Raw genomic sequence first — 12,719 nt, forward strand, 5'->3', positions numbered from 1 at the left:
TGTTCCATTTGTTAAGAGAAGCATCGCCATAATCTGATAAATACAGACTATAAGGCTGCACCAGGTTAGAGGTTACCTGCACAGGATTAGCTGCATTTTGTGCAAAAACAGATAATTCAGCGAACAGCAATAGCCATATCAAGATAATCCTTGGGAAATATTTTGTTGAATGGGGAGTAATAATGTAAAGTTTTGGTTAAAATATTACTTCAAAAGTATGAGTTTTGGTGGGATTGCAAAATAAATAATGAATATTTTGGGAAAGAAAAAACCCGCAAGATTTTGAAAACCTTGCGGGTTTGGTCAATAATGTTAAAAATACAGGTAGTTAACAACCCTATTTTTTCTTTTTGTCATATATCTTTTTAGCTCCAAATGCCGCACCTGCTGCAATCAAATATTCAATCCCTGTAATGGGAACAGGATTATCACCTGGCGTAGGGTCAGTTGGATTTGTGGGTGGTCCCGGTTGAGCATTTAAGCTTAAAATTCCAAAAAATAATATACTAAATATTAAAGTTGATTTTATAATTTTTTTCATTTCCTAATCCCAGTTCATTTAAGCAGTGGCTTCGCTATACTATTGCTTTATTATTCTTTTCGTAACACTTCCTTTTCCTGAATTCAATTGAAGTAAATAAACTCCTTTTCCGAATTTTGACATATCGATGGTGTTTCCACTCTTTTTATCCAACTCTATTCTGTCCATAAATCGACCAGAAACTGTATAAATCGAAACTTCCACTTCATCGATATTTTCCATATCAACCGTCAACTTATCCACTACAGGGTTTGGATATAAATTCAGGGCATTTGCCAAAGCTTTATTTGCATTCAGTACTTCCTCACTAAAGGTGTAAGCGTCACTTACTTTGGTACAGTTAGCCTTTCCTACTTCAACTGTATAATCTCCAGATAGTTGTGCTACTAACACTTTGCCAGTCTCTCCTTCCAACACTACACCATCCAAATACCACTGATAACTATCTCCTTCAACTGAGCTTTCCAGCACATTTGCAGAAACCAATATACCAGGTGTAGCCAAATCTGTTACTTCTACTGTGAAATTAAGAGAATTAACAGCACATCCGCTAGCAGATATTCCAGTTAAGGTATAGGTAGTAGATTCTGCTGGTGAAAGATTTAAGACAGTCGTATTTTCATCTAACACTAATTCATCTCCTATAAATAATTGATAACTAGCCATCGGTACATTAGCGGATAAATCTATAGTAGCAGATCCACTAACGCATATGTTTTGATTCTCAATAGAATTGATGATTGCAGATTCAAATACCTCAAAAGTTACGGCTGAGTTTGCAGACAATGTTCCACAATTATCATCCGCAATCTCAATCTGAAGTTCTTGATAACCAAATTCAAATTGGTCTGCAGGCAATACAAAAGATAAAGGTGATTCACTTCCAGAAACCTTAGAACCCAATTCCATTCCTGAGGCAGAAATCAAACGGTAAGTCTTATTTACCTGAGGATTTGAAATCTCAATATATTGATCTTCCCCTTTACAAATATTTGTTGCCATCACATTCAAATCTGTATTGATTGATTCAAATAACTCTAACTGAATAGGTGCAAGAGCAGTTTGTATGCCGCATGATTCTCCCTCTATTTCGACATTAAATTCATTGAGTCCAATTTCCAGATTATCACTAGCTTGCTGGAAGACAAGCTCTCCATCCAGATTTGCTTGAGCAATTTCTACCAAAACCTGATTTTTATAAAGTTTATAGGTTTTGCCTTGCTGCGCATTTTGAATACCCACTACCGCTTCAGAAACATTACAAGTATTCGCTGCCAAATAGATTAAATCATTGTTTACTGGCTCGTACAAGGTGAATGAAGTGGAATTAGCCACGACCGTTCCACAATTAGCATCCGAAATCTCTACCGCAATATCTTGAGTGCCTAACGCAAATTGTTCAGAAGAAATCGTGAAACTTAATGCATCTGTACTTGCTGCTACTTTTGAAGTTATCACCCCATCAGCATTCTTTAAGCTGTAGGTTTTATCAATCTGAGGATTCGCAATTTCAATCACAACATTCTCTCCGTAACACACATCAGTTGAAGTCAATTCTAGCTGAGCGTTGATTTCCTCAAATAAGCTAACTTTCATGGTTTGAGGAGCAATTTCAATTCCGCAACCTTCTCCTTCAATTTCAACTCTAAATTCATTTTGACCAATAGTCAAGAAATCATTGGCATTTTCGAAAACAATATTTCCTGCTTCTGCTGCTACTACTGTTTGAACTAAAGTTTCCCCACTATATAAATAATAGGTTTTAGCTGCTTGCGCATTTTGAATCCCTACTGATACCTCTGCCACACTACAACTGCTGTTGACTGCATAGTTTAAACTCGTATTGATAGGTTCATAAACCGTGATTTGTGCCTTGTTAGTAGAATTCACAACACCACAATATTCACCTTCAATTTGAATATCAAATTCATTTAATCCATTTATTAATTGATTTGAGTTTAGATTAAATGTTAAAGTTCCACTTTCTGTAGCCGTTAAAGTGCTGATATTATTTTCAGCTGTTTTTAAAGTGTATATCTTTCCTGCCTGAGCATTTTCCACTATAACGGAAGTATTATTGTTTCCGCAAATGTTCTCTGTCACCAAACTTAGGTTAGGATTGATATTTTCCTCCACTAAGATTTGAACTGGCTCAGCAAATTCTAATTCAGCACATTCTCCATATTTGGCAATTACTCTGAAATCATTTGTTCCTAAGGATAAATTACCTGCAGGAATTTCTACCACTTGTTCTGTTCCATCTCCAGTAGTGCTAGCAACCAATGAAGTTCCTTTATAAATTTCATACTGAACACCAGCCTGACCAGTGAAACTTACAGTAGATGGAGTTTTATAACATGAATTCATGGTGCTGAAAGCAATCGTTTGGTCTATAGTTGGATTATCGACTTCTATTTGTAATTTCTGATTTAAAGTACCACTTTGGCATCCTTCTTTGTCTACAGCAATAACAAATTCATTTATTCCATCCACCAGTTCAGTTGAATTAATGAAACCTTCATATAAGTTTCCATTTCCTTGAAATGTACCAATTGTATCTTGCCCATCTAATATAAAATAAGATGCATTAACTTGTGTAGCTACACTAAAAAACGCTTCATTTTCTACCTTACATATTTTCGAACCAATCACCTCATTATTAAGGCTTAAGGTCTCCAAAACTTGGACAGTTGCACTTCCTACTTGAACTGTGTCACATCCATTAACAAAAGCTTTAATTACAAAATCATTTGATGCAGAATCTGTGATAAAGGAGTTATCAATTTCAATATCAAGAGTAGTACCATTTCCTTTAATGGAGCTTATTAATTCATTATTTTTAAATACTAAATAGTCTACAAAATCCTGACTTCTTTCAATATTTAAAATTGATGCATCGTTGGGACATACATCTTCTGCAAAGACTGAAATATTTTCAGGTACTTTATTACTAAGGATTAATTCAAATCTTGTAGAACCTTTAGAAGCTGTTTCAGTCGTAACATTAAAAACATATGGAGAATTAGTCGAAACGTTCACTTCATTACCCAAATAATGGTCAATCAATGTAAATGATTGAGAAGAAATATTCTCCAAATCTCTAAAATCGAGTTCATAATCTCGACCTGTAACCATCTGTTCCAAATTCAAAAAGAATGAACGAGAACAATTCTCTGAACCCCCGAAATTAGCTAATCTATTGACTTTTACCGCTTTTCCATCTTTTGTTAAAGTTGAAAGTGTTTCCCTAACATTTAATAATCTATCTGCATCATAAGCTGATTCATAATTATCAGTAGCATTTTCATTAAAACTAACAATAGCAACATCTTCAATAGAATCCTTTCTCAGGATAATCTCAAACCTAGGTAATGGACTATTAGCATTTCTATAAAAAATTGGTGTACTACCCGTTACTTTTGTTGCTTCAGTTGCTGAAACAGATCCACTAGCATTTACTTTAACAAAAAAGCCTTGCCCTTGAGGGATAAGATCTTGACCAACACCATCTAATGGTATGTAATTACCTGTTTCAGGATCATATAAATGAGCAGTGCCACCATTCACGTTTGTTTTGCCCCATTGTGTCCAGTCTGTTGGAGCTGGATAAGGATTTGAAATAGCATGCCAACCTGCATCAGGTTCTGAGCCTGTATATGAAAGAGGCATAGAAAAGTCACCTTTAAATAAGGTACCATTTCCAATTACGGAAACCGGTAAAAACCCATCATAAGTAAAAACATGATACCCCTCTCCAACATTAAAAGCTGCTGAATTATCTGTAGTCGGCCATGGTGAGTATCTATCTCTTATTCCACCTCCCAAAGTTTCAATATATCTATAAATAGACGGATTCGTTGCACTAAAAGTACCATCAGTATAACCACTTGCATTAGTGAAATTTCCATTTACAGGTATATCAGCTTGAATATCTGCTACGGTTGCACCAACAACGGGAAAACTCATAATATGAAAACCTTCATCGGTGATATCTTCTCTATTTAAATATCTTTCAACGTTCAAGTTGCCGCTAAAGCTTGCAGTTCCTACATTTCCAATAGCGGCATCTCTACCTGCAACTGATTTTAAAGTAAAAACTCCACTTCCTCCACCATCAAAATCAATAGTTGGACTGCCGGCAAAAGTCATTACATTTTCTAAATCCACTGAACCATCAATATTTACAGTACCACCTTCTACCGATAAATCATAAAAAGAAGTTTTTGAAGTTCCGGCTATGTTTTTAGTTCCTGATTGTCTAAATCTAACTAATCCATCATTATGATTGAAGGTACCATTATTGGTAAAATTGGTAGTTACTTCAAATTCTCCGCCTATCTCCTGAGCTAAAGAAGCTCCGCTGTTTATGGTTACATTTCTAAATTGGGTTACTCCCGTTCCAGCTGGGCTAGATATTTCTGTATTACCTGTAAAAATGAAACCACCAGCACCATTTTGGGTAGCTTCGATTGTACCATCGTTAATGATATTGCCATTTAATGTTACAGTTTGTGCTAAAGGTCTGAAAGTACCATTTAATATTCTTAAATTCGCATTAATATTTTGATTAACCAATTGTAATGTAACAATACCACCTGATTTATCAATTCTTACTTCTTGACCAAATGTAATTGGTGATGAGCCATTTATAACTTGATTATTACTACCTGTGAAATATACTGGTTGAGTTGTATTCCAGGTCCCATTATTCGATAAATTACCCTGTAATATAATGGGGTTTCCGTTTGAAGATGTCAAATTTGATGCACCAGAGATATTCAATTGATTTTTAACAAAAAGTTGTCCAGCTCCAGTTAAGTTTTTATCAACTGCACTAGAAGCACTTAAATTAAGAATACCATAACCTCCGCCTGAAGAAAGTGCAAAAAAGTTTTGAGTTGTATTTGCCGCATAATTAACAGTTGAGTTATTATCTAAATTAAAAAATGTTGGTGCAGATGTCTGATACCACCATCCTTGCGTCTGATTAGCACCTACAAAATTTACATCTATTGTTCCAGTTGACCCTGCATTAACTGTTGTGAAGTTACTATAGTTAAAAGCCGTAAATGTTCCGTTAACATTTATCTCATCAAAATAAGAGGTTGGTGTGCCATTTCCTGTAATAGTACCTCTATTAATTAATGTAGCACCTGAATTAATAGTTAATATCGAAGTTCCATTATTATCTGTAATTTGCCTTCCAGAAGATATTTCTAGTGTACCATTTCTGACAATTAAATTACCTGAAATCGCAACATTTTGATTGATGATTAATGTACCAGAAGCATCAATTTCAATATTGGATAAGGCGGCACTTGAATTCCAATTTCTTATTATCCCCGTGGTACCTGCACTCGTAGTTCCATCGAAAATCAATATCGTATTTGCATTAGTATTTATGATTGATGCAGTTGGTACACTGCCAGCAAAACTAGAAACTGATCTCAAATAATTTTTAATAGTCAACGGTGAAGGTGTTTCTGTACCAAAAAATTCATCAATCGCAGGAACGCATGTTATCGCATCAGAAACATTATTTTCAACCGATAAAACACCTATTGAAGTAGGCTCTGTCACATTAATCCTAAACCCGTTCGTAAAAGCTTGGTCTGAAGCCCCTGGCGTACTTGATGCAGCAACCCAAGCAGCTGGATCTGTAGGAGCCCCTGGCCCAATGTAAACCTCCCAAATACCTAAATTATTCCAATCCCCATCACTAACAGCTTTGTATAATGCTGAATAACTATTTAGAACAACCCCAGCAAAAAATATTATCGAAAGTAAAAATTTCTTCATATACAATAATCATTAAATACTTTGGTAATCATCTGTTTACCTTACAGTATCCATTATTTTAATTTTCAAAAATACAAATATATTTATTTAAATGGTAAGCAACCAACTACAAAATCTTACATTTTATCGAAAAACACTTAAATAATGGTATTATCTTAATGTAAATCGCCTGAAAGACGTAGGTAACTGACAAAGGGTTGGAATGGTTCAAATAAGTTGACAGATTGTCAAGTTGGCAAGTTATCAAATTGGCGCGTGATTAGGTTTGCGGGTTGGCATGTTGGCGAGTGACTCTGACTCGTCCTAAAAAAAGTCTACAGATTTAACATTTATTTATTTGACTCGATTATTTGAAACTTAATTTTGTTTACTTTTATTACGAAAGTGCTACAATAGAAAAAATTGCCAATAGATTTATTAAAAACATTTTCAATTTCTAATATCATTTCATTTAACTTCATTAATTGATTTTCAGAAGTCTTTGATCTTGATTCTTGAACCTTAAATCTTTCTCAAATCTCCAATGCTAGTTCCGTTGCTTGTTTGATAGCTTTTTTAGCATCTAACTCTGCCGCTTCAAAAGCTCCGCCAATTAAATGTGTTTTAATTCCTCTGTCAGTCAATTCATTAAAAAGACTTTTCTCGGGCAATTGGCCAGCACACAAAACGATATTATCTACCTCAAGCAATTCTTGTTTTCCATCTTTGATGATGTATAAACCTTTATCATCAATTTTATCATATTGAATATTGGTTATCATTTTTACCTGACGGTTTCTCAAAGAATTTCTATGAACCCAACCTGTGGTTTTGCCAAGCTTTGCTCCCATTTTGCCTTCCGAGCGCTGTAACATCGTAATCTCTCTTGGAGGTTCAATTTTAATCGGTTTACCTTCTATTCCTCCCCTCTCCTCGAAATCCATATCCACTCCCCATTCTTTGAAAAAAGCTTGCAAATCGTCATGATTTTCTTCCTCAGGATGAGTCAAATATTCCGCAACATCAAAACCAATTCCTCCAGCTCCTATTATGGCTACTTTTTTACCCACTGGCTTATGTGCTTTCAAAACATCTATGTAAGAAAGTACTTTTTCATTTTCCTGTCCAGGGATTTTTGGGTCACGTGGGCTAACGCCTGTGGCAACCACCACCTCGTCAAAATCCTTCAAATCTTCAACCGAAACTTTAGAATTCAATTTCAAAGTAACTCCTGTTAATTCAATCTGCTTTTTGAAATACCGCAACGTTTCATAGAATTCCTCTTTCCCAGGTATTTGCTTTGCCATATTAAACTGACCACCAATTTCTTTGGCCGCATCAAATAAAGTGACTTGATGGCCCCTTTTAGCTGCTTCTGTGCTAAATGCCAATCCTGCTGGACCTGCTCCCACCACGGCAATATTTTTCGCTTTTTTCAGAGGTTGGGCTACCAATTCTGTCTCATGACAAGCTTTAGGGTTCACCAGACAGCTACTGGTTATATTTTTAAATACATGGTCTAGACAAGCTTGATTACACGCAATGCAAGTATTGATTTCATCTTCCCTACCTTGTTCTGATTTATTGATGATTTCTGGGTCTGCCAAGAATGGACGTGCCATGGAAACCATATCAGCCTGACCTGAAGATAAAACTTCCTCAGCCGTTTGCGGCATATTGATTCTGTTAGTAGTAATTAAAGGAATTTTGACTTCCTTTTTCATTCTTTTCGTCACCCAAGTAAATGCCGCACGAGGCACACTGGTAACGATAGTAGGTACTCTTGCCTCATGCCAACCAATTCCTGTGTTGATGATGTTTACTCCTTCTTTTTCTAATTCCTTGGCTAATTTCACCACTTCTTCCCAAGAACTTCCCTCTGGAATCAAATCAAGCATAGACAAACGGAAAATGATAATGAAATCTTTTCCTACAGCTTCTCGAACAGCTTTTACTATTTCAATCGGAAGTCTTATTCTATTTTCATAACTTCCACCCCATTCGTCAGTTCTTTTGTTGGTATGTTTAACTATAAATTGATTGATCAAATATCCTTCAGAACCCATGATTTCTACTCCATCATAACCCGCTTCTTTAGCCAATTGAGCTGATTTTGCATAATCCTTAATGGTAGATTTTATCCTTCTACCAGACATCTTGAAAGGTTTAAAAGCATTTATTGGAGCCTTTATGGCTGAAGGTGCCAAACTAAATGGATGATATCCATATCGGCCAGCATGAAGTATTTGCATACATATTTTTCCACCCGCTTCATGAACTGCATCAGTGACGATTTTATGCTTCTTTGCATGGCTTTTTTTGGTCATCCGGATGGAGAAAGGTTTTAACCATCCTTGCCAGTTGGGAGAAACTCCACCAGTCACAATCAATCCAGCTCCACCCCTGGCTCTATCGGAATAAAAAACAGCCATTTTCTCAAAACCACCTTTAGCTTCTTCTAGCCCGGTGTGCATAGAGCCCATTAAAACTCTATTTTTCAATTGAGTAAAACCTAAGTCTAAAGGTTCAAATAAGTGCGGATAAGTTGAATGTGCCATAAATAAATTTAGTATGCATGCAGAACAATAAGCAATTTATATAATCTTTTCTAAAAGGATTAAAATATCGTGATTTTCTCTGTATTTTCGTCACAAAATTGAAAGAATATGCAAGTCATCACGAATCATAAAGCAATCAGAAAGAACTTCGAAAAGGCAATAGAAAAAGTAAATGAAGCTGATTTAAAGATAATCCCGGCAGGTTTTAACAACAATATTTTATGGAATATTGGGCATGTTGTGGCCACGCAGAATGTTTTGATTTATGGAATGTCAGGTTTGGATTTTACGCTTCCAACAGATTTTATCAAAAAATATAGAAAAGGTACTTTTCCATCAGATGAAGTAAATCCCAAAATTGAATTAGAAACTATATTTGAATTGGGAAAAATCGCTGATGAGCAGCTGAGTTATGACATTAGGGAAATGAGATTTGGTGATTATGAAAAGTATGAGACCAGCTTTGGAATTACTTTAAATAGTTTCAATGATGCCTTGCAGTTTAACAATATCCATGAAAGTTTGCATTTGGGGTATGTGATGGCTATAAAGAAAGCTTTGGGGTATTAACTATAAAGATTAAAGAGATTTTCAGGAAGAATTAATAACTTCTTTTTTCAATTTTTTTATCATCCATTTCAGTTCCAAAGAAATCAGTGACGATTATTTTTTTTTGATTTTCATTAATAGTGTAGATGATTTTTACTTCCTTTCTATTGGTGATTTTGCACAAAATAAAACGATGTTTTATTTCAAGAAAGTCTAGCTTTGATTCAATTCTTCCTCTAAATGGATTCTTATCCAAAGTGTATACTAAATTCATTATTTCATTGGATTTCAAATCCGCTTTTTCAGGACTATGTGTTTTATAGAGATATTCCAATAATTCAAAATAATAAAACTTTGCTTCAGGGGTAATTTCTACTGTGTACTTCTGTTCTTTTTCCAATTTTCAATTTCTGTTTTGAAATCTGAAATATTTATAGTTCTGCCTTTTTCAATAGATTCAATTGACGCTTTTGCTCTATTTATTAATTGTTGTTCAGTGTTTTGAAAAAAATCAGAAGATTCAGTATGTGAAACTTCTTTTTGTAATAGTCTCATATAAATTTCTAAGAGTTCTTCATCCTCTATCCTGTCAATTAGTTCATGAATTGTATTTTTAACAATATTTGTCTTCATTTCATTAAATTAATTAAATTTCATTAAACATAAAATTAGATATTGCATTTTAAACCAAGTCTTAAATAAATTAGTTTAACCATCCATTTAAATTAATAAATCACAATTCCCCCCAGTCCTTTTTAAGATCATAAAAAGTCTCGCCATTCGCTATACTGATGGGGGAGGCAATATTGTTGTGATATAATTGCCCTGTCCCCAAGCCTTGAGGCATTTTTACATTTAAATAGGAAGCCAATTGGCAAATGGCATTCAAGCCGATATTGGATTCGAGCATACTGGTCATCCACCAGCTAATATTCAATGATTCGGCTATTTTAATCCAATGCAAAGTAGATTGTATTCCACCAATTAAACTGGGCTTTAGAATAATATATTGCGGTTGGATTTGCTTTAATAGATTTACTTTATCCTCATAAGCATTCACTCCTATCAGCTCCTCATCTAAGGCAATCGGCAAAGGTGTTGAAGCACACAATTTTGTCATCTCCTGTATTTGACCTGCTTTTATGGGTTGTTCTATGGAATGTAAATCTAACCCTGCTAATTGAGCCAATTTATTCATTGCTTCATTTGGATCAAAAGCTCCATTGGCATCCACTCTTAAAGTGATTTCATTTTTATCATGTTTGTCGCGGATTGATTTTAAAAGTGCCCATTCAGTTTCAAAATCAATTGCTCCTATTTTCATTTTAATGCAATTGAAACCTGCATCCAACTTTTCCTGAATTTGCTGTTGCATAAATTCTTCACTGCCCATCCAAATTAATCCGTTGATAGGAATTCTTTCTTCTCCCTTATAAAAAGGTGTATCAAAAATCTGCTTCTTTCCACCATGCATTGCATCCAATAAAGCAGTTTCAACTGCAAAACGAATTGATGGAAAACCATCAGGAGAAATGTCTTCAGCGATTTCAAATGCATCTTCTCGAAATTGGGGGATTTCCAAACCCATCAATTGCTCACAAACTTTTTCTAATTCAGACTCCATTTTATCTAAAGGCTCCACACTTAATCCTTTCAAGGGTCCCGCCTCTCCAATTCCCATTAATTTATTTTCTGAAAACAACTTCAAATACCAGGTATCTTTTTCCTTTAGAGTGCCGCGGGAGGTTCCTGCTTCGAATTTGAATTGGAGGGTGTGGTGTTGGATGGTGGCTGTGGTTATTTTCATTTAACAAATTTACATTATTTCCTCATGCCGGAAAGGCATCTTCTTTTTGATTGCTATAAAAACAAAATAGTTCGCAGGCGTCTTTAACGCAAAAAAGATCTCGCAAAGGCTCCAAAACGCAAAGTTTTCGCAAAGATATATATTGTTATCTCTTACCTTAAAAACTGAGTAATGCTAATTTAGAAAGCTTTTCTCTGTCATTTTAACTGATTTTAAAAAATATGCCAACTATCTTTGGGTTGAAACCTAATGGTGAATATGAATTTATTAGAAAAAGCTTCTCAAATCGACTTAAAAAAATATCAGTACGAGCTTTCTGAAGAACGAATTGCCAAATTTCCCTTATCGGAACGGGACCAATCACAATTATTGGTCTATCAAAAAGGAGCTATTCAACACCAGCATTTTTATGATATAAAATCATTTTTACCCAAAAAAAGCAGCCTGATTTTCAATAACACCAAGGTAATTCCTGCTCGAATTCATTTTCTAAAACAAAGCGGGGCTAATATTGAGATATTTTTGCTTTCTCCGACTGATCCAACCCCAGAAGTAGCTCAAGCAATGTTGGTTAAAAATAAATGCATTTGGCATTGCATGGTGGGCAATCGTAAAAGATGGAAATCACAAGATCATCTGGAACGATTTTTTGAAACGGAGTATGGTAAAATTAAAGTAACCGCCACTTATTCAGATTATGAACAAAATCATATTCAATTTGAATGGGATAATGAAGCAGTTCCTTTTGTGGAAATAGTAGAATTAATGGGCAGCACTCCGCTACCACCCTACCTGAATCGCTCAGCTACAGAAGAAGATAAGCCACGCTATCAAACGGTTTATTCCAAAAATGAAGGAGCTGTTGCAGCTCCTACGGCAGGTCTACATTTTACTGATGCTATTTTAAAGGATATTCAACAATCCCACCCCATTCATGAACTCACTTTGCACGTTGGGGCAGGAACTTTCCAGCCTATTAAGGCAAATAATGTATTAGAACATAATATGCATTGTGAACAAATTCAAATTGAAAAATCCACAATTGAATTTTTAGCAAAGAGTGACAGTGAAATCATTACTGTAGGTACTACTTCTGTTAGAAGTTTGGAAAGTGCCTATTGGTTTGGGGTGCAGTTAATAAATAAAGAAGCTGATACGTTTCATATTAAAAAGCTTTATCCTTATGAAAAAGGATTTGAAAATCTACCTAGTAGAAAAGAAAGTTTTTATGCAATTCAAGAATATATGGAATCAGAAAATTTAGACAGTTTACATGGAGATACTGAAATCTTTATTTTCCCTGGCTATATGTTCCAGGTAGTCAATGGTTTGATTACCAATTTCCACCAACCAGAATCAACCTTAATTCTATTGATTGCAGCATTTATTGGTGAAGATTGGCAAAAAGTTTATGATGAGGCTTTAAAAAAAGGATATAGATTTCTCTCTTATGGAGATTCTTCCTTATTATTACCATAATTCATTA

General features: G+C 34.9%; 8 protein-coding genes. 2 read left to right on the top strand and 6 right to left on the bottom strand.

Annotation, left to right across the window (positions count from 1 at the left end; genetic code table 11):
• Window positions 1–337: 337 nt before the first annotated feature.
• From VFM92_RS03405 to VFM92_RS03415, 3 genes are all read right to left on the bottom strand, one after another.
• Window positions 338–541, bottom strand: coding sequence for a hypothetical protein (locus VFM92_RS03405; RefSeq protein ID WP_325120789.1), 204 nt, complete (start codon window positions 539–541; stop codon window positions 338–340).
• Window positions 542–580: 39 nt separating this feature from the next.
• A complete protein-coding gene (locus VFM92_RS03410; RefSeq protein WP_325120790.1) occupies window positions 581–6,340 on the bottom strand; it encodes a T9SS type A sorting domain-containing protein in 5,760 nt (1,919 codons plus the stop codon).
• Window positions 6,341–6,852: 512 nt separating this feature from the next.
• Window positions 6,853–8,877, bottom strand: a complete 2,025-nt coding sequence (locus tag VFM92_RS03415; RefSeq protein ID WP_325120791.1) for an NADPH-dependent 2,4-dienoyl-CoA reductase — start codon at window positions 8,875–8,877, stop codon at window positions 6,853–6,855.
• 108 nt (window positions 8,878–8,985) lie between these two features.
• On the opposite strand from VFM92_RS03415, the gene VFM92_RS03420 reads away from it, so the two are divergent.
• On the top strand, window positions 8,986–9,447 hold the full coding sequence (locus tag VFM92_RS03420; RefSeq protein ID WP_325120792.1) for a DinB family protein: 462 nt from the start codon (window positions 8,986–8,988) through the stop codon (window positions 9,445–9,447).
• Between the two features lie 31 nt (window positions 9,448–9,478).
• On the opposite strand, the gene VFM92_RS03425 is transcribed toward VFM92_RS03420, so the two are convergent.
• The 3 genes from VFM92_RS03425 to VFM92_RS03435 all read right to left on the bottom strand — a co-directional run bounded on the left by VFM92_RS03425 (window position 9,479) and on the right by VFM92_RS03435 (window position 11,233).
• On the bottom strand, window positions 9,479–9,826 hold the full coding sequence (locus VFM92_RS03425; RefSeq protein WP_325120793.1) for a hypothetical protein: 348 nt from the start codon (window positions 9,824–9,826) through the stop codon (window positions 9,479–9,481).
• On the bottom strand, window positions 9,799–10,059 hold the full coding sequence (locus VFM92_RS03430; protein WP_325120794.1) for a hypothetical protein: 261 nt from the start codon (window positions 10,057–10,059) through the stop codon (window positions 9,799–9,801). Before VFM92_RS03430 ends, VFM92_RS03425 begins: the two co-directional genes overlap by 28 nt.
• A 100-nt stretch (window positions 10,060–10,159) precedes the next feature.
• The gene (locus VFM92_RS03435) at window positions 10,160–11,233 is read right to left on the bottom strand and encodes an o-succinylbenzoate synthase (protein WP_325120795.1); all 1,074 of its coding nucleotides are present in this window, start codon (window positions 11,231–11,233) and stop codon (window positions 10,160–10,162) included.
• A 258-nt stretch (window positions 11,234–11,491) separates the two neighbouring features.
• Here VFM92_RS03435 and VFM92_RS03440 point away from each other — a divergent pair, with 258 nt between their 5' ends.
• Entirely contained in the window at window positions 11,492–12,712 is a 1,221-nt protein-coding gene (locus VFM92_RS03440; RefSeq protein WP_325120796.1) for an S-adenosylmethionine:tRNA ribosyltransferase-isomerase, read from the top strand.
• Window positions 12,713–12,719 lie beyond the last annotated feature (7 nt).

Source organism: Marivirga sp. (assembly GCF_035704835.1).
Lineage (GTDB): Bacteria > Bacteroidota > Bacteroidia > Cytophagales > Cyclobacteriaceae > Marivirga.

Bases quoted from the DNA above. Each gene is read 5' to 3' on its own strand.
- VFM92_RS03405 (WP_325120789.1), bottom strand. From the start codon at position 541: ATGAAAAAAATTATAAAATCAACTTTAATATTTAGTATATTATTTTTT.
- VFM92_RS03410 (WP_325120790.1), bottom strand. From the start codon at position 6,340: ATGAAGAAATTTTTACTTTCGATAATATTTTTTGCTGGGGTTGTTCTA.
- VFM92_RS03415 (WP_325120791.1), bottom strand. From the start codon at position 8,877: ATGGCACATTCAACTTATCCGCACTTATTTGAACCTTTAGACTTAGGT.
- VFM92_RS03420 (WP_325120792.1), top strand. From the start codon at position 8,986: ATGCAAGTCATCACGAATCATAAAGCAATCAGAAAGAACTTCGAAAAG.
- VFM92_RS03430 (WP_325120794.1), bottom strand. From the start codon at position 10,059: ATGAAGACAAATATTGTTAAAAATACAATTCATGAACTAATTGACAGG.
- VFM92_RS03435 (WP_325120795.1), bottom strand. From the start codon at position 11,233: ATGAAAATAACCACAGCCACCATCCAACACCACACCCTCCAATTCAAA.
- VFM92_RS03440 (WP_325120796.1), top strand. From the start codon at position 11,492: ATGAATTTATTAGAAAAAGCTTCTCAAATCGACTTAAAAAAATATCAG.